This is a genomic window from Sulfitobacter sp. DSM 110093, from assembly GCF_022788715.1.
Lineage (GTDB): Bacteria > Pseudomonadota > Alphaproteobacteria > Rhodobacterales > Rhodobacteraceae > Sulfitobacter.
Window position 1 is genome coordinate 1030127 of the sequence record NZ_CP085167.1, and the last position, 19813, is coordinate 1049939.

Genomic DNA, 19813 nt, shown 5'->3' on the forward strand with positions numbered 1-19813 from the left:
CGCGGAAAATTAGCGAAAATTGTAACCTTCCCGCGCAGGAAGGGAATGATTGTTACAAAAACGCTCCGGCGGGCAGGGGGCAAGCTGCCCGCAAGACCGCCGGAGCGCAGATTTGTTACAAGCCGTTAGCGCAGGTCAGGTGGAGTCGCATCCTGCGCCAGTTCGGCGGTGAGTGCATCCAGCGGCTGCACCGAAGTCTGCTTTTGCCCCAGACGGCGCACGGAAACGGTACGCTCCTCTACTTCGCGCGCCCCGACGGCAAGGATCACCGGCACTTTGCCGACCGAATGCTCGCGGACTTTGTAGTTGATCTTCTCATTGCGCATGTCGGCTTCCGCACGCACACCAGCGGCTTTCAGGGTCTCGACGACCTCGGCCACATAGTCATCCGCTTCAGACGTGATGGAGGCCACGACCACCTGACGCGGGGCCAGCCAGAAGGGCAGCTTGCCAGCGTGTTCTTCGATCAGGATGCCGATGAAGCGCTCGAACGAGCCAAGGGTCGCGCGGTGCAGCATAACCGGGCGGTGCTTGTTGCCGTCTTGCCCGATGAAGCTTGCCTCCAGACGCTCGGGCAGGTTGGCATCTACCTGTAGGGTGCCGCATTGCCAGTTGCGCCCGATGGCATCGGTCAGGGTGAATTCGAGCTTCGGCCCGTAGAAGGCGCCTTCGCCCTCCAGCACTTCAAAGTCATAGCCCGCGGCCTTGCAAGCATCGCCAAGCGCCTGCTCCATGTTGTCCCATGTCTCATCGGAACCAATCCGCTTTTCGGGGCGGGTGGAGAGCTTGATGGTCCAGTTCTCAAACCCGAGGTCGGCATAGACCTTCGACAGAAAGGCGATGAACTTGGCGGTTTCCGAGGTGATCTGATCCTCGGCGCAGAAGATATGCCCATCGTCTTGGGTAAAGCCACGCACCCGCATGATGCCGTGCAATGCGCCCGAAGGCTCATAGCGCGCGCAGGATCCGAACTCGGCCATGCGCAGCGGCAGGTCGCGGTAGGATTTCAGGCCTTGGTTGAAGACCTGCACGTGGCAGGGGCAGTTCATCGGCTTGAGCGCGTTCACCGCCTTTTCGCGGGCATGTTCCTCGTCGACCTCAACGATGAACATGTTCTCTTGGTATTTGTCCCAGTGGCCGGATTTCTCCCACAGTTTGCGGTCGACGACCTGCGGGGTGTTCACCTCGACATAGCCGTCGCGGTCCTGCATGCGGCGCATGTAGTCCTGCAAGGTGGTGTAGATGCGCCAGCCATTAGGGTGCCAGAAGACTTGGCCCGGTGCCTCTTCCTGCATGTGGAACAGGCCCATCTCTTTACCCAGCTTGCGGTGGTCACGCTTGGCGGCTTCTTCGAGCATGTTGAGATGGGTGCGCAGCTTTTCCTTGCCGGTGAAAGCCACGCCGTAGATGCGTTGCAGCATGGCGCGGCTGCTGTCGCCGCGCCAATAGGCGCCAGCGATGGACATCAGCTTGAACGCATCGCCCGGCACTTGGCCGGTGTGTTGCAGGTGCGGGCCACGGCAGAGGTCCTGCCAATCGCCGTGCCAATACATCCGCAGCGGCTCATCGCCGGGGATCGCCTCGATCAGCTCGACTTTATAAGGCTCGTTCAGGTCTTCGTAATGTTTGATCGCGCGGGCGCGGTCCCAAACCTCGGTCCGGACGGGATCGCGTTTATTGATGATCTCTTTCATCTTCTTTTCGATCGCGCCGAGGTCTTCTGGGGTAAAGGGTTCTTTGCGGTCAAAGTCGTAGTACCAGCCGTCTTTGATCACCGGGCCGATGGTTACTTTGGTGTCGGGCCAGATTTCCTGCACGGCGCGGGCCATGATATGCGCAAGGTCGTGGCGCACCAGCTCGTTGGCCTGCTCTTCGTCGGCCATGGTGTGGATCGCAATGTCGGCGTCCGCTTTGATCGGCCAGGCCAGATCGAAATGCGCACCGTTGACAGTGGCGCTGATGGCCTTTTTGCCCAAGGATTTTGAGATGTCGGCAGCCACTTCACCAGCGGTGATGCCGGCGTCATATTGGCGGCTATTGCCATCGGGAAGGGTGAGGGAGATTTGGGCCATCTTGGGCGCTCCTCGTCGGTTTGGCGCCTACGAGACGCCCGGTTGCGGGTTATGTGTTTCGCCTATGTGGCGGGGCGGGGGCAGCTTGTCAATGCTGGCAGGGCGCGCGCTGAAAAGTTGCGCGATGCGGGCGGCGCGCTATGTCAGGCGGGCAACAACGAGGACGGGTCAGATGCAAGACGACACGGCGCAGCGCGCTTTTGAGACGATTTCGGGCGCGGATGACCCAGCTGAAGGCTTGGGGGACAAGGCCCAGCAAGCCGAGGCCCGTAATGGGCTGCGCCATATCGTGTCGCTATCGATGACCAAGGTCGCAGACGGGTTGATTGACCCTAAGCTGGTGTTGGCATGGCTGTTAAGCGCCCTTGGCGCGCCTGCGGTTTTCGCGGGTGCCTTAGTGCCGATCCGCGAGGCCGGGTCACTGTTGCCGCAGATCGCGCTGGCTGGAATGGTCGAACGGATGGCGCGGCGCAAATGGGCATGGGTGGTGGGCTCGGTCGGGCAGGGGGTGGCGGCGGCGTTGATCGCGCTTGCAGCTCTCAGTCTTGAGGGGGCCGCAGCGGGCTATGCGGTGTGCGCGGCCTTGGCGCTGCTGGCTGTGTGCCGGGCTGCCTGTTCGGTGTCGTTTAAGGATATCCTTGGCAAGACCGTGGGAAAGACGCGGCGCGGATCGGTGACGGGGCTGGCTGGGTCGGTGTCATCGGTGGGTGTGGTGATCTTTGCGGGGCTGCTGATGTCTGGCCTGTTTCAGAGCCGGGGCGTCGTCGTCACGGCAATCGCGCTGGCGGCGGCTCTGTGGATCGGCGCTGCGGTGTTGTTTTCAACGATCAAAGAGACACCAAGCGAGCCTGACAAAAGCGCCGGCGTCGATTTCAATCTATTGCGCGGCAATTGCGACCTGTGGCTTTTCATTCTGGTGCGCGGCCTATTGGTATCGACCGCCCTTGCGCCGCCCTATCTGGTGGTGCTGGCCGGACCGTCCGAGACCGGGCAGTTGGGCCAACTGGGTGCGCTGGTGATGGCCTCTGCACTGGCGTCTTTGGTCAGTTCTTATGTCTGGGGGCGGCTGTCGGATATGTCGAGCCGCCGGGTGCTGATGCTGACAGGAATCGTGGGCGCGGTGGCGATGGCGCTGGCGGTGCTGCTGTGGTTCCTTGGCATGGCGCAGGCGGTCTGGGCAATGCCCGGCGTGCTGTTCATCTTGATGATCGCCTATCACGGCGTGCGGCAGGGGCGGTCGACCTATCTGGTTGATATGGCACCCAAAGACAGCCGCGCGGCCTATGCTGCCGTTAGTAATACGGTGATTGGGGTTCTGTTGCTGCTGGCCGGGGTGCTGGGCGGAGGGGCCGCGTTGATCGGGCCGCAGGCGACGCTGATGCTATTTGCCTTGATGGCAGTTGCCGCCGCCGTTCTGGCTCATTGGCTGCCCGAGGTGGAACATCCGGATGACGGGTGACTTGCCCTTGCCGCCTCCGCCGCGCATGATTGGCTAAAACACGGAGGCAGCATGGCAGACAGCACATTCATCGACACCCCAGAAGGGCGGCGCATCGCCTATCACTACACAGCGGGCGCAGGGCCCTGCGTTGTATTCCTCGGCGGGCTGAAGTCTGACATGATGGGAACCAAGGCGGTCTTTCTTGAAGACTGGGCACGGGCCGAGGGACGGGCGTTTCTCCGGTTCGACTATTCGGGTCACGGCGAATCCTCGGGCAGCTTTGCCGAAGGCTGTATCGGCGACTGGCACGAAGACACATTGGCAGCGGTCGAAGCACTGACCGAAGGGCCGCTGATCGTCGTGGGGTCGTCTATGGGCGGCTGGCAGGCGCTGCTGTTGGCGCGGCAGCGGCCTGAGCGTATTGCCGGGTTGATCGGCATCGCCGCCGCACCTGATTTTACCGAAGATGGCTATTGGGCGAATTTTACCGATGCGCAGAAACAGGCGTTGGAAGAGGTCGGACAGGTCGAACTGCCGTCGGACTATATGGAGCCCTACGTCATCACCCGCCGCATGATTGAAGATGGGCGCAAGCGGCTGGTACTGCGCGACCCTCTCACGCTGCCGTTTCCCGTGCGGCTGCTGCAAGGCACCGCAGATACCGCCGTTAGCACGGAGACGGCTGTTCGGCTGTTAGAGCACGCCCAAAGCCCCGATATGCGCCTGACACTGGTCAAAGACGCCGACCACCGCTTTTCCGATGAGCATTGTTTGGCGTTGATCGTGCAGGCGATCGAAGAGGTGTCGGCCCAATAAGGTCGAACGCGGTGCGCGTTGGCGGGCATGGAACCGCCGATGCACCCTGCGCCCCGATGCCAGCCCAAAATACCCATGCTATGAGGCAGCCAAACCCAAGGGGGACGGCATGAAACCACGTCATTTCAACTGCATAACTGACCGGAAAGTCGCGCATGGCTGAGCCGCTCGTTCTATTGCCCGGTATGATGTGTGACGCCCGTGCATTTGCCCCGCAGATTGAGGCGCTTTCGCCCCGGTCCACGGTTGTGCTGGCGCCGATCACCCAAGGGGAGCGCATAGAAGAGATCGCCTCAGGTCTTTTGGATCAACTGCCGCAGCGCTTCGCGCTGGTGGGGCAGGGGATGGGCGGCGTTGTGGCGCTGGAACTGCTGCGCCGCGCCCCCGATCGCATCAGCCGCATCGCCTTGCTGGCCACCCATGTATTGGCCGAACTTCCGGCAATTGCAGCCGACCGTGAGCCGCAGATCGTTATGGCACAGTCAGGCAAACTGCGAGAGGCGATGCAGTCGCGTATGGCGTCGGGCTTTCTTGCGCCCGGCGTTGGGCGTGGCGAAGTGCTGACACGTGCGATGGAAATGGCCGAGACGCTGGGCGGCGATGTTTTTGTGCGCCAATCCCGTGCGCTACAACGCCGCCGAGACCAACAAGCAGTGCTGCGCAAATGCAAAGTGCCAGCGCTGGTGCTTTGCGGCGAACATGACGCGCTTTGCCCGGTTAAGCGTCATGCTTTCATGGCCGAAATGATCCCTTATGCCAAGCTAACAGTGCTGGAGGATGCAGGCCATATGCCCAGTCTTGAGCAACCAGAGGCCACAACCGCCGCGCTGCGCGACTGGATGCTTCAACCTCTGGCGCTGTAATGGGGCAGCGGATTAGGCCGCTGCTGGTTTTGCTGGCGCTTTTGCCTTGTTGGGCTCAGCCTTCATAGGCTCAGGCGTGCCGTTGTTGGCATCGATAAAGTCCAGCACCAAGGGCCGGATATTGTTGCGCCAGCTTTTGCCCGCGAAAATCCCGTAGTGGCCCGCGCCATCTTCGAGGTGGCTCGCCTTTTTGGAATCTGGCAGGCCGGTCAGCAGATCAAGGGCCGCGATACATTGACCAGGGGCTGAAATGTCATCCTTGCTCCCTTCGACCGTTTTGACCGCGACAGTTGTGATCTTGCCGATATCGACCTGACGGCCTGCCACGGTAAAGACGTTGCGGGCGATCTCGCGTTCCTTGAACACGCGCTGCACGGTCGAGAGGTAGAACTCCGCCGGCATGTCCATCACGGCGAGGTATTCGTCGTAGAACTTGTTGTGTTTGTCATGCTCATGCGCCGCTTTTTGCGCCACGCGGGTGATCTGGTTTGTGAAAGCATCGCGGTGGGTGTCATTGTTCATCGAGATGAAAGACGCCAGTTGCAACAGCCCCGGATATACCTTTCGGCCCACGCCCGCATATTTGAACCCAACCTGCTGGATCATCATCTGCTCAAGCTGGCCCATGGTCACGCTGTGGCCAAAGTCGGTCACATCGGTGGGTTTGGCATCGGGGTCAATCGGACCGCCGATCAGTGTCAGCGTGCGCGGCTGCGCTTCGGGCGCTTCCTCGGCCAGATAGGCGGTGGCGGCGAGGGTCAAAGGCGCGGGCTGGCAAACCGCGATCACATGGGTGTCGGGGCCAAGGTGATGCATGAAATCAACGAGGTAGAGCGTATAATCCTCGATGTCGAACTTGCCCGCACTAACTGGAATATCACGCGCGTTATGCCAGTCTGTCACATAGACGTCGCAATCAGGCAGCAAGGAGATCACGGTGGACCGAAGGAGCGTGGCATAATGACCGGACATTGGCGCGACCAGCAAAACCTTGCGCCCCGTCTCTTCGCGGCCCTGCACGGTGAACTTCAGCAGATCGCCAAAGGCGCGCTCCATCACGGGCTCGATGCTGACCAGACAGTCTTGGCCCTTGGAACCGACCACCGGGGGGATGTCCCAATCGGGCTTTACCACCATGCGGGCAAAGCTCCTTTCCGTCACCTCGCCCCATGCCGCCAACCATTCCATCGCAGGGTTTGGAAACAGAGAGAAAGCCGGGTAGGATGCCATGGCGAGGGCAGAAGCGCCGAGCCATTGATTGGTGTTCCGGATGGACTCCATCATGTCGTAGGTGGCCATGTAGCGCATGTGGGGGCTCCTTTATGCTGCACCTGCGAAGATAGGAGGTAAGGGTTAAGATGACAACAGAATCCGAAAATTCAGACCCAACGGTACCGGCAGCACTGTCGCGGATGGCCCAAAACCTTAAGAAAGTTGAGGCGTTAACCGAACGTCTGACCCGCGTGATGGCCTCTCGCGAGGGGCACCAGCCCGCACTGGATGCGCCCAATCAACAGCTTTTTGCGAAGGCCGCGCAGTCCTATTGGGCCGAAGCGATGACCAATCCGGCACGTTTGATGGAGCATCAAATGGGCTATTGGACCAAATCGGTCACCCATTTCGTCGAGGCGCAGCAGGCGCTCGCCAGCGGTGCGGTGGCCCCGGTGGCGGATGACAGCGTGCCCGACAAACGCTTTGCCAATCCGCTGTGGCAGACCCATCCCTATTTTAACTTCATGAAACAGCAGTATCTGATCAACGCCGAGGCTCTGCGCCAAGCCGTCGAAGACGCCCAAGACATGGACCCTGCGGAAAAGAAGCGGCTGGTCTATTTCAGCCAGCAGATCATCGCGATGATGTCGCCGACCAATTTCCTTGCCACCAACCCTGACGTGTTGGAGCGCGCGGTTGAGACCGAGGGCGAAAGCCTTGTGAAGGGGCTTGAGAACTTGATCGCTGATCTAGAGGCGAACAACGGCGAGTTGGTCGTGAAGCTGGCCGATGACAGCGCGTTTGAACTGGGCCGTAACATCGCAACCACGCCGGGCAAGGTAGTGTTTCGCAACCGCATGTTCGAGTTGATCCAATACACCCCCAGCACCGAAGAGGTGCACAAAACCCCGCTACTGATCTTTCCGCCTTGGATCAACAAATTCTACATCCTCGACCTCAAGGCCCAGAACAGCCTTGTGAAATGGCTGGTCGATCAGGGCTATACGCTTTTTGTGGTGTCATGGGTCAACCCCGATGCCAGCTATGCGCAGATCGGGATGGAAGATTACGTCGAAGAGGGCTACCTTACTGCCATCGAAGAGGTGAAGGCGATCACCGACGAAAAGCGCGTGAATGTCGTAGGCTATTGTATTGCCGGGACCACATTGGCGCTGACACTGTCGCTGCTGAAAAAGCGCGGCGACCCGTCGATCAAATCGGCGACTTTCTTCACCGCGCTTACTGATTTTTCGGATCAGGGCGAATTCCAGCCCTTCCTTACCAATGACTTCATCGACGGGATCGAAGCCGAGACGGCGGACAAGGGCATTCTTCCGTCGGTGGTCATGGCGCGCACCTTTTCCTTCTTACGCTCGAATGATCTGGTCTACGGCCCTGCCGTGCGCAGCTATATGATGGGAGAGACGCCTCCGGCCTTTGATCTGCTTTACTGGAACGGGGACGGGGCCAACCTGCCGGGGCAGATGGCGATGCAATATCTGCGCGGGTTGTGTCAGCGCAATGAATTGGCCGAGGGTGGTTTTAAACTGTTGGGAGAGCGGCTCACGCTGGATGATATCGACGTACCGCTTTGCGCGATCGCCTGTGAAACCGACCATATCGCGCCGTGGAAAGATTGCTATCGCGGCGTGCAGCGGATGGGGTCCGAGGACAAAACCTTTATCATGGCGCAGTCCGGCCATATCGCGGGGATCGTGAACCCACCCAGCCGCAACAAATACGGCCACTATGTTAACGGCGATCTGGGGCAAGACTTCGCGGCATGGCGCGAGGCGGCAAAGTTCCACGAGGGCTCTTGGTGGCCACGTTGGGGCAAGTGGCTGGCCAAACGCGCAGGCAAGATGATTCCCGCGCGTTTCCCCGGGGACGGCGGGCGTGAAACCCTTGCCGATGCGCCGGGTGATTATGTGGCCCGCAAGGCAAGCGATTGATTACGTAACGTAATCCGGCAGCGCTTGATCGGTAATGCTGCAATGCAGAAAAAACTTGAAATGCTGCGCTGCGGCATCTATGTAGGGGTCAGACGCGAATTGAGTGGGTCTTCTCCCGCTCCCCTGCAAATGCAGCTTAAAAGGATAGAGCAATGACCAATACACCTGATATGACCGCGATGTTCAAAGACGTTCTGGGCGCTTTCCCTATGGATAACTCCGCCATGAAAGACGCGTTCAAGAACACAGCAACTCTTAACGAGAAACTGTCCGGCGTTGCGTTTGACGCGGCCGATAAATCCGCTGACATCTCCTCCGCTTGGACCAAAGACACGCTGACCCGCCTGACCGCGATGACCACAGCGAAGACCGAGCCGACAGACTACGCCAAAGCGATGACCGAATTTGCATCCGCTTCCGCCGAAGCCGCAGCCGAGCATATGGCCGCCTTTGCCGAAGTTGCGAAGAAAGTTCAGATGGAAACTGTTGAGTTGATGATGTCGGCTGGCAAAGACCTGCAGAACGAAGCGACTGCAACAGCGACTAAGACAGCTGAAAAAGTTCAGACCGCAGCGCATAAGCCTGCCACGAAGTAAGCCGTTTGGCGGTCCTGCGGCGACGCATAGAGATAGAAAAGGGGCGGGCCTTGTTGGGTCTGCCCCTTTTGTTATGCGCCCTTTCTATTTGCCGATCCCTGTCCTAAGCTGCAATGCAGCACCACTGGCCGGGAGGAATATCATGGCGGAGAAACCAAAGCCCTTGCTGATAAAGCGCTATGCCAGCCGCAGGCTCTACAACACCGAGACCAGCGATTACGTCACATTAGAAGACATCGCCGGTTTCATCCGTGATGGCCGGGAAGTTCAGATTGTTGATCTGAAGTCGGGTGATGATCTGACCCGGCAGTATCTTCTGCAAATCATAGCTGAACACGAAAGCCGCGGCGAAGCCGTCTTGCCTGTCGATGTGCTCACCGATTTGGTGCGCAGTTATATGTCGGGCAATGTTTCGGTTGTGCCGCAGTTCTTGCAAACATCCTTCGACATGCTGCGCGATGGGCAAAGCAAGGTGGTCGAAAATATGAGTGCGATGAACCCAATGGCCAAGATGCCCGGCATGGAAGCGATGCAGGCGCAGCAAGAAGCCTTTATGAAAGCAATGACCGGCGGCTGGGCCAAATCCACCGCGCCAGAGCCGCCGAACCAGCAGTCGGAACAGGGCGATGATCTGGAAGCGATCAAAAAGCAGTTGGCAGAGTTGCAGGATAAATTGTCAAAGATGAACTGAATTTGCCATCAGTGAGATTGATATGAGGGAGCCCATGTGCTCCCTCATTTTCGTTTAGGGCTTACGCCGCCCGCGCGTCGGCAACATCAGCCAATGCCCTAAGGATCACATCCGCCACCGCGTCGATCTCGGCCAGGGTTAATTGCACCGGCAGGCGCACATCACATGCACGCATCAGCATGGCACGTGTGCGGGGCAGGTCGGGTAGGTCTTCGATGAATTGCCAGTTCCAAAAGGCGCGGGCGTTGTCGGTGCTTTGGCCAAAGACCTGTACTTTGACGCCTGCCGTCTCTGCCGTTTCAGCAAAGGCACGGACCTTTGCGTCGGACAGGCCGACCAGATTGAATTGGATCGAATCCGGGGCGCGCGTCTCTCCGGGGAGGGGGCTGGGCACGTCGATCAGGGGCGAGGCCGCAAGCCGGGCGGCCATGTGATCGTGGTTGCGCAAACCGTCAGCCACGCGGCGCGGCAGATGCGGCAGCTGCGGGCGGATAATCGCAGCCGAAAGGTTCGACATGCGCAGATTATAGAGTGGCAGGCGGTTCTGCCACTTGGCAAAGCTGTCCTGTAGGGCGGCATGTTTCTTCCAGTTATGCTCATAAGCGCCCGACATGATGATCGCACGCGCCACCAGATCGGAGTCGTCGGTGATCAGGATCCCGCCTTCGCCCGCATTGATCATCTTGTAGGACTGGAAAGAGAAACAGCCGACCTTGCCGATGGTCCCGATTTTCCGTCCCCGCCAGAGCGTGCCCAGCGAATGGGCGGCGTCTTCGATCACCGGCACGCCAGCGGCCTCGCAAAGCCCCATGATCGCATCCATATCCGACGTATGCCCCCGCATATGGCTGATGATCACGGCCTGAACGCTCGGCAGTTTGGCGGCGAAATCCTCCAAATCGACGCGGTAGTTTTCACCTACTTCGCACAGCACCGGCTTGCAGCCTGCGTGGATCACCGCTGATGGCACGGCGGCGAAGGTGAAACCGGGGATAAGTACTTCTGCGTTTTTGGGCAAATCCAGTGCCAGCAACGACAGGAATAGCGCGGCGGAGCAAGACGACACGGCCAGCGCATATTTGCTGCCCATCATATGTGCGAACTCGACCTCTAGAAGCGAGACAGGTGCGTCCTTGGCGGCGGTGTAGCGAAAAAGATCACCGTTTTGCAAAAGCTCTGCAATGGCGGCCTCGGCCTCGGCGGGGATTGGTTCAGCGCGGTGCATGTCGGGCAAAGCCATATTTCAAAATCCTGAATAATGATTTCCAGAATAGTAAAACAATCCGCCGCGCAAACCAAGGGGGATGCCCCACAACTGGTCACCTCCTCTTTCTCTTCATCCTTTCTCAAATACCCGCGGGGGAATCGCGCCCCCGGCGCGATGGGGGCAGGGCCCCCACATCACCCCGGCCAGCCCCAAACCGCACCCGCCTGCGGTAGGCCTAAAGCTAAATCAAATCCCGAGCCGATCCCGCGTCGCGTACCAAAGCATGGCTAGCACCAAAAGCGGGCTGCGCAGCGACGCGCCGCCGGGGAAAGCCTGCGTCGGGATCGCGGCCATCGTGTCGAACCCATCGGCATTGCCTTCGATCGCCTTGGCCATCAAATAGCCCGCGTGGGTCGCCGTACCGACGCCGTGGCCAGAGTAGCCCGAGGCCGAGAGGATCTTGGGCGCAAGCCGCGCGACATAAGGCAGGCGTTTCATGGTAATGCCAAGGGTGCCGCCCCAAGCATAGTCGATCTTCACGTCCTTCAACTGCGGAAAGACCTGCGACATCGGTTTGCGCACCTTCGCGGCGATGTCTTGCGGAAAGCGGTAGCCATAGCTTTCGCCGCCACCAAAAAGCAGCCGACCGTCATTCGACAGGCGGAAGTAGTTCACGACAAATCGGCTGTCGGCCACGGCCACATCACGCGGCAGCACGTCTTTCACCCGGTCTCCCAAGGGTTCTGTTGCGGCAATGAAGTTGTTGATCGGCATGACTCGCGCCGCCACTTCCCCATTCAAATTGCCCAGATAGCCATTGCAGGCCAGCACCACATGGTCGGCGGTGACGCTGCCGGTGGCAGTCTGCACAATGGCTTTGCTACCTTCGACGATATTCTCGGCGGGGCTTGTTTCATGGATACGCACGCCTGCGGCAGCGGCGGCTCGGGCAAGGCCAAGCGCATAGTTCAGCGGATGCAGATGCGCCGCCCCCATATCTAGCACACCGCCTTTGTAGTCGGGCGAGGGGCAGACGGATTGCAGCGCGGTGTGATCCAACACCTCAATCTCATCATAACCGTAGTGTTTTTGCAGATGTTCCGCATAGTCGTGCAGATGCCGCACGTCAGAGGCGGTCGATCCGGTCCATGCCACGCCGGGTTTCAGGTGGCAGTCGATCTCATGCTTTGCGATCAGCGATTTGACCAGCGCCTTGGCCTCTTGCCCCATCTCCCACAGCTTGCTGGCATGCTCTTGCCCCAGCATCTTTTCCAGACCGTCCTGCTCAACCCGCTGGCCCGACCCCAACTGCCCGCCATTGCGGCCCGACGCACCGAACCCCACGCGCTGCGCGTCCAAAAGCACCACGTCATAGCCCGCCTCGGCCAGATGCAGCGCGGCCGAAAGGCCGGTATAGCCCCCGCCAACGACACAGACATCGGCTTTGGTATCCCCCTGAAGCGGCGGGTGGGCCCTGTGCTTTGTGGCGGTCGCGGCGTACCAGCTGGTGGGGTATTGGCCGGGCGTGTCGTTGGCGTAGAGCAGGTTCATCGGGCCTCCGGGCGTTAGACGTTCATCAGCAGATGTTCACGTTCCCAAGGCGAGATTACCTGAAGGAACTCCTCATATTCCGCCCGTTTCACTATGGAATATACGCGGGCGAAATCGGGCCCCAAAGCCTCATGCAGCTCCGTGGCTTCTTCAAACAGATCAAGCGCTTGGCCCAGAACTTGGGGGATGTCCCCTTCGCCGACATAGGCGTCGCCCTTGAATTCGGGCAGCGGGTCTTTCTGCTGGGTCAGCCCCAGATAGCCGCAGGCGAGGCTGGCAGCGATGCCGAGGTAGGGGTTGCAATCCATCCCCGCAAGGCGGTTCTCAACCCGGCGCGATTTTGGCCCCGAGAGCGGCACGCGGATGCCGGTGGTCCGGTTGTCGCGGCCCCACTCAAGGTTGATCGGCGCGGCGTGATCCTTGACGTAGCGGCGGTAGGAGTTGACGTAGGGCGCGATCACGGCCAGCGCCGAGGGCATGTGGTTTTGCAGCCCGGCGATGAAGTGCTTGAAGGGCGCAGTCTCTTCCCCATCCGCATCGACAAAGATGTTTTCGCCGGTTTTTACGTCCAGCACCGAATGGTGGATGTGCATCGCGCTGCCCGGCTCATCGGCAATGGGTTTGGCCATAAAGGTGGCATAGCACTCGTGCCGCATCGCCGCTTCGCGGATCAGGCGTTTGAAGTAGAAGACCTCATCGGCGAGCCGTACCGGATCGCCGTGTTGCAGATTGATCTCAAGCTGGCCAGCACCGCCTTCTTGGGTGATGCCGTCGATTTCAAACCCCTGCGCCTCGGCAAAGTCATAGATGTCGTCGATGACTGGGCCGAATTCATCCACGGCGGTCATCGAATAGGCCTGCCGCGCCGCTGCGGGGCGGCCCGAGCGGCCCATCATCGGCTGAATTTCCTTGGCCGGATCGATGTTGCGGGCCACAAGGAAGAATTCCATCTCAGGGGCCACCACAGGCTCCCACCCCTTGTCGCGATAAAGCTGCACCACCCGCTTAAGCACATTGCGCGGCGAATAGGCCACCGGCTCATTGTTGCGGTCATAGGCGTCGTGGATGACCTGAAGCGTCCAGTCCCCGGTCCATGGGGCGGCGGTGGCCGTGTCCATGTCCGGGCGTAGGATCATGTCTTTTTCGATGAACCCATCGTCGCCCGCCGCTTCGCCCCATTCACCGGTGATGGTCTGGTAAAAGATGCTGTCGGGCAGGTGAAAGTAATCCTGCCGCGCGAATTTCGATGCCGGGACGGCCTTGCCGCGGGCGATGCCGGGCAGGTCGGGGATGATACATTCCACTTCGTCCAGACGCCGGCCCTCAAGATAGGCGCGCGCCGCTTCGGGTAGTGCTTCTGTCCAATCCTCGGCCATCAGGCCCTCTCTTTCCTGTTGTCTTTAAAGAATGCGGCCATTTGGTCCGCGATTTTTTGGTTATCAATGGGGCCACCAAGCGCGGCGGTGGCCTGTTCAAGCTGGTGGTCCGGCACCACGCCCTTGCCACGGGTTTTGATCAAGCCGTCGATGAAATCATGCCCGAACTCGGGGTGTGGCTGAACCGTCCAGATGCGGTTGTCATAGGCCAGCGCCGCATAGGGGCAGAAATCAGATGAGGCAACGACCTTGGCACCTTTGGGCAGTGCGACAACCTGATCTTGATGCCATGCGTTGAGCGCCAGCTTGTCTCCGTCCATGTCGTATTCCGTGCGGCCAATGGACCAGCCGCCGGTGAACTTTTCGACCTTGCCACCAAGCGCTTGGGCGATGACCTGATGGCCGAAACAGACGCCAATCATCGGGCTGCCATCAGCATAGGTCTCGCGGATGAAGTCTTCCAGCGGCGGGATCCAGTCGTGATCTTCGTAAGCGCCGTGTTTGGACCCGGTGATGAGCCAGCCATCGGCCTCATCCACCCCTTCGGGCAAGATCCCATCGACGACCGACCAAATTTGAAAGTCAAAGTCATGACCGTCCAGCAGCTTGGTGAACATCTCACCATAGTCGCCCAGCTGTTCGCGGAAGTCGTCAGGGGAGTGGCCGGTTTGCAGAATACCAATTTTCATAAGGTCACCTGTTACACAGTGTCGAGATAGATCTCGACCTGTTCCTCTGGGGTCAATTCCTGCATGTAATGCAATTCTTGGCGTTTCGTCAGCACGAAGTTGCGGACCATCTCGGGGGCGAAGATCCGTGCGACATGGGGGCAGCTTTCAAACAGGTCGATGGCGGTTTTCCAATCGCTGGGCATGCGCGGCAGATCGGCGGCATAGGCGTTGCCGGTGATCGGAGCGGGCGGCTCTGCCCCGTCTTCGATTCCGTTAAGCGCGGCCCCCAAAACGGCGGCCAGCATCAGATAGGGGTTCACGTCTCCGCCAGAGACCCGATGTTCGATCCGCCGCGCCTTGTGGCTGCCTGAGGGGATGCGGATCGCGGCGGTGCGGTTCTCATAGGCCCAGCATACCCCGGTGGGCGCGTGGGATTCCGGCACCATCCGGTCAAAGCTGTTGGCGTGGGGGCAGAACACCAGCGCCGAGCCTCGCATCGCATTCATGCAGCCCGCAACGGCGTGGCGCAGCGTGTCGGTCCCCCTGGGCCCGTCATCGTCAAAGATGTTGTCGCCATTTTCATCCAGCACCGAGAAATGCGTGTGCAGGCCAGAGCCGGAGTAATCCTCGTACGGCTTCGCCATAAAGCTTGCGGCAAAGCCGTGCCGCCGCGCCAGTCCTTTGACCAGCATCTTGAACAGCCATGCGTCGTCGGCGGCGCGCAGGGCATCGTCGCAATGCATCAGGTTGATTTCGAACTGGCCCAGACCTGCCTCGGAAATGGCGGTGTCGGCGGGAATGTCCATCTCTTCGCAGGCATCATAGAGATCGGTGAAGAACAGATCGAACTGGTCGAGTGCGCGGATCGACATGGTTTCAGCCGCCTTGCGCCGCTTGCCGGAACGGGGGGAGACAGGTACCTGCAAATTACGCCCAGAATCGTCGATCAGGAAGAATTCCAGTTCCACGGCGCAGACGGGTGTCAGCCCGCGCGCCTTGTAGCGGTCAAGCACGGCGCGCAACGCATGGCGCGGATCGCCGGGGTAGGGGCGGCCATCTTCGCGGAACATCCAAATCGGCAGCAGGGCCGAAGGCGCGTCGAGCCACGGCATCGGCATAAAGCCCCGCTCGGTCGGTTTCAGCACGCCATCCGCATCGCCGGTCTCGAACACCAGTGGGCTGTCGTCGATGTCTTCGCCCCAGATGTCGAGGTTCAGCACAGAAACAGGAAAGCGCGTGCCTTCGGTGGTTACCTTATCGGCAAAACGGACGGGAATGCGTTTGCCTCGCGCCTGACCGTTCAAATCAGCAGCGGCCACACGAATCGTGCGGACTTGGGGATGTTTGCGAAGCCAGTTGTTCATACGTCACCTGCAAAGGCGGTGGGCATGTCACAGAGCGGTTCGCCCGAGGGCAAAAGCGGTCGGCGCCCACGCGCCGCGTAATTTGATCAAATAATGGATACTACCGGATCAAATTAGGACGCAAGCGAATTTTACGGCGTTGGGCCTGTGGAAGGTGCCGGTTGAGGCGGGAATTGATCAAACCGAAGACGCCAATGATGCAGAGCGTCAAAAGGATGAAATAACCGGCAAGAATGGGATAGGGCACGAAGGGGTTGAAGGTTTTGTCGGCAAAATAGCTGGCGTAATAGAGCGCATCACCGCGCTGTTGCCATGCCGGGAAACCGCTGAAAAACACCAGTGTCGTGGCATGAAACAGGAAAATCGCCTCGTTCGTATAGGCGGGCCAAGCAAGACGCAGCGAGGTGGGCCAGATCACCCGGCGAAAGCGCGACCAACCCGACAGACCATAGGCATCTGCAGCCTCCACATCGCCCTTGGGGATGGATTGCAGCGCACCGTAAAAAATTTCGCCCGAATATGCGGCAGTGTTGAGAAAGAGCACGATCAGCGCCCCTAGCCATGCCGCGGTGAAGGGGGCGAAAAAGGCGTATTCGGACTTCAGCGACAGAAACAGGAAGTAACCAAAGAAGAATTGGATAAAGAGTGGTGAGCCACGGAAGATGAAGATGAACCATTCCGCGGGTTTGCGGAACCAAGGGTTCGGACTGGCCTTCCCGGCGCCAAGCGCGGTGGCAAAGAAGAACCCAGTCAGCAGGGCGATGACGCCGAAATAGATGTTCCACAGCATCCCTGAGCCGATCAGCGTGAACTGTTCGCAGAGCGTGAAACCCTCGCGCGGCAGCAGCCGTTCGCCATAGCCAAGAGAGCGCAGACCGTAGTCCTGAATCGTTTGCAGACAGCTCATGCGCCGGCCCTCCGCTGTGCTTCGCCGCCTGTGGTGGCTTGGCCGCGCGTCAGTCGTTTCATTAGCCGGTCCAGCGCGATTTCAGAGATGCGGGTAAAGAGAAGGTAAAACACCAGTAACGCGAGGAAATACCACATGCGCCAGTCGGGGTGCGGATAGTCGGTAAAGCGCGGCGTCTTGGTGCCGCCCAGTTCGCGCGCCCAATAGACGATATCCTCAACGCCCAAGAGAAACAGCAGCGGCGTGGCTTTGATCAGCACCATCCACAGGTTGCTGAGGCCGGGCAGGGCATAGACCCACATCTGCGGCACCAACACGCGCCAAAAGGTCTGGCGATGCGTCATGCCATAGGCCTCGGCCGTCTCGATTTGCGGGCGCGGTACGGCGCGCATGGCACCAAACATCACATTGGCCGCAAAAGCCCCGAACACGATAGCAAAGGTGAATACCGCAAGTCCAAAGCCATAAGTCTCATGCACCCATTGCGCGGCGTTGCCCAAAGGCATTTTGGCGGCCTGACAGACCACGAAATCACTGCCCTGACGGATCGGCATGTCCCAATCGGAACAGAGCGCCTTGTGACGCAGGTATTCGATGCCCTGATCCAGCGCGATGACGAAGAATAGAAAGAATGCAATATCCGGCACACCGCGCACCAGCGCGATATAGCCCTTGCCGACCCAACTGAGCGGCGCAAACCGCGCGCGCGCCATCATGGCCCCACCAAAGCCAAAAGCCAGCGCCACGGGCGCGGTCACGGCAAGCAGCAACAAGACCTTGAGAAAGGACATGTAGAACGACATATGAACGCCGGTTGTCAGGTAACAGGCGAACCAGAACCAGTCGTCCAAGATCGATGGGTCAGTGCAAAAAGAGAACATGGGCCCCCATGGGCTGATCCGCGCGGAACTGCCGCGCAGGGAAGGTCAGGCGCACCGCAAGGGGCGCGCCTGAGTTAGATGATGCGTCAGATCACTCGTAGGTGGTGGTATCGTCGCCGAACCACTTTTTAAGCATCTCGTTCAGCGAACCGTCTTCTTTCATCTCGGTGATGACGGCGTCGAATGTCTCAAGTAGTTCGGTGTCGGACTGGCGCAGGGCCATGCCGATACCATCGCCGAGCGGCACATCGTCACCCACGAACATCAGCTCACCGCCGGATTCCTCGACGATTGGCACAAGGTAATCCTTGTCCGCAAAGACTGCGTCCGCTTCGCCGTTGCGCACGGCGGCAACGGTTTCTTCGGGGGTTGCGAATTCGATCAGTGTCGCACCGCTTTCGGCGACATGGCCGGCTTGAATGGTCGCGGTCTGGCCGGAAACGACGCCGCCTTCAATGTCAGCATCTTCGGACGCCGCAACATATGCCGACGCGGTGGGCGGATAGTAGTTCTGTGTGAAGGCAACGACTTCTTTACGCTCGTCGGTGATGCTCATACCGGCCATGATGTTATCATAGTTGCCCGAGACGAGGTTGGGGATGATGCTGTCCCAGTCGTTTTTGACCCATTCGCAGGTCAACTCGGCGCGTTTGCACAGCTCGTCGCCCAGTTCACGCTCGAACCCATCAACTTCGCCAGCGTCGTTGATGAAGTTGTAGGGGGGGTAGGCGCCCTCGGTGCCCATGCGGATGGTTTTGCCGTGGCCATCGGCCATCGCGAAGCCAGCAGCCATGCTAAGCGCGACGCTTGCCAGTAGGATCTTTTTCATTTGGTAACTCCCTTTGGTTTTTGTTTACGCAGGCTGGGTTGCCGAAAGGAACCCACGCAGACGTTCCGATTTGGGCGCGCCGAAGACTTCTTCGGGCGTCCCTTGTTCTTCGATCAGACCTTGGTGCAGGAACACGACATGGTCGCTGACGTCAGCGGCCAGTTTCATGTCATGGGTCACGATTACCATCGTGCGCCCCTCTGCGGCGAGGTCTTTGATAACTTTAACAACTTCCTGCTCAAGCTCGGGGTCGAGCGCGCTGGTCGGCTCATCAAACAGCAGCGCCTCGGGCTCCATGCAGAGTGCACGGGCGATGGCGGCACGCTGTTGCTGGCCGCCAGAAAGCTGGGCAGGGTAGGCGTCACATTTGTCGCCGATGCCGACTTTTTCAAGGTAGCCGCGCGCGGAGCGCTCGACCTCGGCGCGGTCGCGGCCCAGCACGGTCAGCGGCGCTTCCATGACGTTTTGCAGGATCGACATATGCGCCCAGAGGTTGAACTGTTGGAACACCATAGACAGGTTGGTGCGGATGCGCAGGACCTGTTTGGCGTCGGCAGGGCAACGGTGGTGGCCATCGCCTTTCCAGCGGACCGGCTCGCCCTTAAAAATCACTTCGCCCTGCTGGCTGTCTTCCAGCAGGTTACAGCAGCGCAGCAAGGTCGATTTGCCAGAGCCCGAAGAGCCAATCAAAGAGATCACATGGCCACGGGGGGCGGCCAGGTCGACTCCTTTGAGAACCTCCAGTGCGCCATAGGCTTTGTGAAGGTTTTTGATCTGGATAACCGGGGTATCTGTCGTCACGGAAGCTGTCGCCAATCTGTCATTTCAGTGCGCTATAAAGCGACGAATCGACACAGATTGCAACGCAGAGTTTGCCCCGCGTTGCACCGCAGCATCGTAATTAACGCTAGGTCAGCTTTCCTTGGCAACGCGTTGGCGGGCCATGGCGCTGTCGGTGTCGGTTACACCCAGCAAGTTCGACACCAACCGAAGCAGCGCGTCTTCTTCGTCAGAGCGACTGCCATCGGCCAGTACAACCTGCCAAAGCGCTTCGATCACCTCTAGGCGATGCTCATAGGGAACTGCGTCTTTGATGGCACGGGTGAAACGTACGGTGTCAGGGGCTTGAGTCTCAAGCTCTTCTGCCTCTTTGCGCAGGGCTGTGGCGTCAGCGTCAGCAAGCCCATAGCGTTCTGCCGCGATACGGTCGATCAGACGCCGTTCGCTCATCGCATAGTCATTATCAGACCGGGCGATGCGCACCAAAAGCGCGGTCAGCGCGAGGCGGGCATCGTTGTCGGCCAATGGATCGGGCTCGGGCTGGGTTAGCCGCTTGAGAAAATCACCAAACATGTTTTGCGATATAGTCCTGCTGCGGGCAAAG

At 59.6% G+C, this 19813-nt stretch carries 18 protein-coding genes; 6 read left to right on the plus strand and 12 right to left on the minus strand.

What is annotated here, in order from left to right; all coding sequences use genetic code 11:
* Positions 1-125 precede the first annotated feature (125 nt).
* Positions 126-2072 (minus strand): threonine--tRNA ligase, encoded by a 1947-nt coding sequence (thrS, locus tag DSM110093_RS05050; protein ID WP_243266967.1) that lies wholly within the window; start codon positions 2070-2072, stop codon positions 126-128.
* A gap of 172 nt (positions 2073-2244) precedes the next feature.
* Here thrS and DSM110093_RS05055 point away from each other — a divergent pair, with 172 nt between their 5' ends.
* The 3 genes from DSM110093_RS05055 to DSM110093_RS05065 all read left to right on the plus strand — a co-directional run bounded on the left by DSM110093_RS05055 (position 2245) and on the right by DSM110093_RS05065 (position 5192).
* Positions 2245-3531, plus strand: a complete 1287-nt coding sequence (locus DSM110093_RS05055; protein ID WP_243266968.1) for an MFS transporter — start codon at positions 2245-2247, stop codon at positions 3529-3531.
* Between the two features lie 51 nt (positions 3532-3582).
* A complete protein-coding gene (locus DSM110093_RS05060) occupies positions 3583-4329 on the plus strand; it encodes an alpha/beta hydrolase (RefSeq protein WP_243266969.1) in 747 nt (248 codons plus the stop codon).
* 155 nt (positions 4330-4484) lie between these two features.
* Positions 4485-5192, plus strand: a complete 708-nt coding sequence (locus tag DSM110093_RS05065; protein WP_243266970.1) for an alpha/beta fold hydrolase — start codon at positions 4485-4487, stop codon at positions 5190-5192.
* Positions 5193-5204: 12 nt separating this feature from the next.
* On the opposite strand, the gene phaZ is transcribed toward DSM110093_RS05065, so the two are convergent.
* Entirely contained in the window at positions 5205-6500 is a 1296-nt protein-coding gene (phaZ, locus tag DSM110093_RS05070; RefSeq protein WP_243266971.1) for a polyhydroxyalkanoate depolymerase, read from the minus strand.
* Positions 6501-6550: 50 nt separating this feature from the next.
* Between phaZ and phaC the strand changes: the two genes are divergently transcribed.
* The 3 genes from phaC (at position 6551) to phaR (ending at position 9643) form a co-directional block, all read left to right on the plus strand.
* On the plus strand, positions 6551-8356 hold the full coding sequence (gene phaC, locus DSM110093_RS05075; protein WP_243266972.1) for a class I poly(R)-hydroxyalkanoic acid synthase: 1806 nt from the start codon (positions 6551-6553) through the stop codon (positions 8354-8356).
* A gap of 152 nt (positions 8357-8508) precedes the next feature.
* Positions 8509-8952 (plus strand): phasin family protein, encoded by a 444-nt coding sequence (locus tag DSM110093_RS05080; RefSeq protein WP_243266973.1) that lies wholly within the window; start codon positions 8509-8511, stop codon positions 8950-8952.
* 142 nt (positions 8953-9094) lie between these two features.
* On the plus strand, positions 9095-9643 hold the full coding sequence (gene phaR, locus DSM110093_RS05085) for a polyhydroxyalkanoate synthesis repressor PhaR (protein ID WP_243266974.1): 549 nt from the start codon (positions 9095-9097) through the stop codon (positions 9641-9643).
* A gap of 61 nt (positions 9644-9704) precedes the next feature.
* Here the strand turns inward: phaR and DSM110093_RS05090 are convergent, their stop codons facing one another.
* The 10 genes from DSM110093_RS05090 to DSM110093_RS05135 form a co-directional block, all read right to left on the minus strand.
* The gene (locus DSM110093_RS05090) at positions 9705-10883 is read right to left on the minus strand and encodes an aminotransferase class I/II-fold pyridoxal phosphate-dependent enzyme (RefSeq protein ID WP_243266975.1); all 1179 of its coding nucleotides are present in this window, start codon (positions 10881-10883) and stop codon (positions 9705-9707) included.
* A gap of 213 nt (positions 10884-11096) precedes the next feature.
* The gene (locus DSM110093_RS05095; RefSeq protein ID WP_243266976.1) at positions 11097-12401 is read right to left on the minus strand and encodes an FAD-binding oxidoreductase; all 1305 of its coding nucleotides are present in this window, start codon (positions 12399-12401) and stop codon (positions 11097-11099) included.
* 14 nt (positions 12402-12415) lie between these two features.
* Positions 12416-13777 carry a glutamine synthetase family protein gene (locus DSM110093_RS05100; RefSeq protein WP_243266977.1) on the minus strand — a complete coding sequence of 454 codons (1362 nt, stop codon included), beginning with the start codon at positions 13775-13777 and terminating at the stop codon, positions 12416-12418.
* Positions 13777-14466 (minus strand): type 1 glutamine amidotransferase, encoded by a 690-nt coding sequence (locus DSM110093_RS05105; RefSeq protein ID WP_243266978.1) that lies wholly within the window; start codon positions 14464-14466, stop codon positions 13777-13779. The genes DSM110093_RS05100 and DSM110093_RS05105 overlap by 1 nt, the downstream gene beginning before the upstream one ends.
* 11 nt (positions 14467-14477) lie before the next feature.
* The gene (locus DSM110093_RS05110) at positions 14478-15812 is read right to left on the minus strand and encodes a glutamine synthetase family protein (RefSeq protein ID WP_243266979.1); all 1335 of its coding nucleotides are present in this window, start codon (positions 15810-15812) and stop codon (positions 14478-14480) included.
* Positions 15813-15912: 100 nt separating this feature from the next.
* On the minus strand, positions 15913-16719 hold the full coding sequence (locus DSM110093_RS05115; protein WP_243266980.1) for an ABC transporter permease subunit: 807 nt from the start codon (positions 16717-16719) through the stop codon (positions 15913-15915).
* Positions 16716-17600 carry an ABC transporter permease subunit gene (locus DSM110093_RS05120; RefSeq protein WP_243266981.1) on the minus strand — a complete coding sequence of 295 codons (885 nt, stop codon included), beginning with the start codon at positions 17598-17600 and terminating at the stop codon, positions 16716-16718. The genes DSM110093_RS05115 and DSM110093_RS05120 overlap by 4 nt, the downstream gene beginning before the upstream one ends.
* 91 nt (positions 17601-17691) lie before the next feature.
* The gene (locus tag DSM110093_RS05125) at positions 17692-18429 is read right to left on the minus strand and encodes a transporter substrate-binding domain-containing protein (protein ID WP_243266982.1); all 738 of its coding nucleotides are present in this window, start codon (positions 18427-18429) and stop codon (positions 17692-17694) included.
* 24 nt (positions 18430-18453) lie between these two features.
* Positions 18454-19230 (minus strand): ATP-binding cassette domain-containing protein, encoded by a 777-nt coding sequence (locus DSM110093_RS05130; protein WP_243266983.1) that lies wholly within the window; start codon positions 19228-19230, stop codon positions 18454-18456.
* A gap of 111 nt (positions 19231-19341) precedes the next feature.
* Positions 19342-19782 (minus strand): TerB family tellurite resistance protein, encoded by a 441-nt coding sequence (locus DSM110093_RS05135; protein ID WP_243266984.1) that lies wholly within the window; start codon positions 19780-19782, stop codon positions 19342-19344.
* Between the last annotated feature and the right edge of the window lie 31 nt (positions 19783-19813).

What these genes read in the sequence shown, in the direction of transcription:
- phaC (WP_243266972.1), top strand. Translation starts at nt 6,551, where the DNA reads ATGACAACAGAATCCGAAAATTCAGACCCAACGGTACCGGCAGCACTG.
- DSM110093_RS05055 (WP_243266968.1), top strand. Translation starts at nt 2,245, where the DNA reads ATGCAAGACGACACGGCGCAGCGCGCTTTTGAGACGATTTCGGGCGCG.
- phaZ (WP_243266971.1), bottom strand. Translation starts at nt 6,500, where the DNA reads ATGCGCTACATGGCCACCTACGACATGATGGAGTCCATCCGGAACACC.
- DSM110093_RS05100 (WP_243266977.1), bottom strand. Translation starts at nt 13,777, where the DNA reads ATGGCCGAGGATTGGACAGAAGCACTACCCGAAGCGGCGCGCGCCTAT.
- DSM110093_RS05060 (WP_243266969.1), top strand. Translation starts at nt 3,583, where the DNA reads ATGGCAGACAGCACATTCATCGACACCCCAGAAGGGCGGCGCATCGCC.
- DSM110093_RS05115 (WP_243266980.1), bottom strand. Translation starts at nt 16,719, where the DNA reads ATGAGCTGTCTGCAAACGATTCAGGACTACGGTCTGCGCTCTCTTGGC.
- DSM110093_RS05135 (WP_243266984.1), bottom strand. Translation starts at nt 19,782, where the DNA reads ATGTTTGGTGATTTTCTCAAGCGGCTAACCCAGCCCGAGCCCGATCCA.
- DSM110093_RS05090 (WP_243266975.1), bottom strand. Translation starts at nt 10,883, where the DNA reads ATGGCTTTGCCCGACATGCACCGCGCTGAACCAATCCCCGCCGAGGCC.
- DSM110093_RS05080 (WP_243266973.1), top strand. Translation starts at nt 8,509, where the DNA reads ATGACCAATACACCTGATATGACCGCGATGTTCAAAGACGTTCTGGGC.
- DSM110093_RS05120 (WP_243266981.1), bottom strand. Translation starts at nt 17,600, where the DNA reads ATGTTCTCTTTTTGCACTGACCCATCGATCTTGGACGACTGGTTCTGG.
- DSM110093_RS05125 (WP_243266982.1), bottom strand. Translation starts at nt 18,429, where the DNA reads ATGAAAAAGATCCTACTGGCAAGCGTCGCGCTTAGCATGGCTGCTGGC.
- DSM110093_RS05110 (WP_243266979.1), bottom strand. Translation starts at nt 15,812, where the DNA reads ATGAACAACTGGCTTCGCAAACATCCCCAAGTCCGCACGATTCGTGTG.
- DSM110093_RS05065 (WP_243266970.1), top strand. Translation starts at nt 4,485, where the DNA reads ATGGCTGAGCCGCTCGTTCTATTGCCCGGTATGATGTGTGACGCCCGT.
- DSM110093_RS05105 (WP_243266978.1), bottom strand. Translation starts at nt 14,466, where the DNA reads ATGAAAATTGGTATTCTGCAAACCGGCCACTCCCCTGACGACTTCCGC.
- phaR (WP_243266974.1), top strand. Translation starts at nt 9,095, where the DNA reads ATGGCGGAGAAACCAAAGCCCTTGCTGATAAAGCGCTATGCCAGCCGC.
- thrS (WP_243266967.1), bottom strand. Translation starts at nt 2,072, where the DNA reads ATGGCCCAAATCTCCCTCACCCTTCCCGATGGCAATAGCCGCCAATAT.
- DSM110093_RS05095 (WP_243266976.1), bottom strand. Translation starts at nt 12,401, where the DNA reads ATGAACCTGCTCTACGCCAACGACACGCCCGGCCAATACCCCACCAGC.